The sequence below is a fragment of the Kitasatospora putterlickiae genome (assembly GCF_039527695.1).
Lineage (GTDB): Bacteria > Actinomycetota > Actinomycetes > Streptomycetales > Streptomycetaceae > Kitasatospora > Kitasatospora putterlickiae.
Genome location: NZ_BAAAKJ010000060.1, coordinates 1 through 852 on the forward strand (window position 1 = coordinate 1; position 852 = coordinate 852).

The 852-nt window shown below is 74.8% G+C and carries 1 protein-coding gene; it reads left to right on the forward strand.

Annotated elements, in window-relative coordinates; translation table 11 throughout:
- A partial coding sequence (locus ABD308_RS06810) for an aminoglycoside phosphotransferase family protein (RefSeq protein WP_344329143.1) occupies positions 1–852 on the forward strand: 852 nt, incomplete at both ends.

The window sequence follows — 852 nt, forward strand, 5'->3', positions numbered from 1 at the left end:
CCGTCGGGGCCGCGCTCGCCGGCGTCTCGCGGATATGTCCCGCGTTCACCCCGCGCCAGGTGCTGCGCGAGGGGAGCCGCCACATCCTGGTGGCGGGCACCATCGGCCGGGCGCCGGTGGTCGCCAAGTGCCTCGCCCCGCAGGCGGTCCGGAGCGAGTACTTCGAGCAGCTGGTGGCCGACTTCCACCACGAGGTCGCCGTCTACCGGGCCTTCGTCCGGCACCGCCCGCCGGTACGGCTGCCCCGGCTGGTGGCGGCCGACCACGACCGCTGCGTGCTGGTCATGGAGCGGGTGCCCGGCCGCCCGGCCGCGCGGGAGCGCCACCCCGCCAACGCGCCCACGCCGGGCGAGGTGCGGGCGCTGCTCACCGCCGTCCGCACGCTCAACCTGTGGCGGCCGCCGACCGACGTGTTCCAGCCCCGGCTGGACTACCAGTTGGAGATCGCCCGCTACCACTCGGTGGGTCAGCTCACCGACCGGGACGCCGGGGACCTGCGCGGTCTGCTGCACGGCCTCGGGAACGCCCCGCTCCAGCTCTGCCACGGCGACGCGCTGCTCAGCAACATGCTGCTGGCGCCGTCCGGCCCGGTGCTGGTCGACTGGGAACAGGCCGGCTGGTACCTGCCCGGCTACGACCTCGCGGTGCTCTGGAGCGTGCTGTCCGGGGACACCGCGGCCCGCCGGCAGATCAGCCAACTCGCCCAGAGCGGCGGCACGCTGGCCCGGGACGCGTTCCTGGTGAACCTGGTGCTGGTGCTGATGCGCGAGATCCGGCTGTACGACGTGCCGGGCGCCGGCGAGGAGCAGCGGATCATGATCCGCCGGCTGTACGACGACGCCGCGCTGGCCC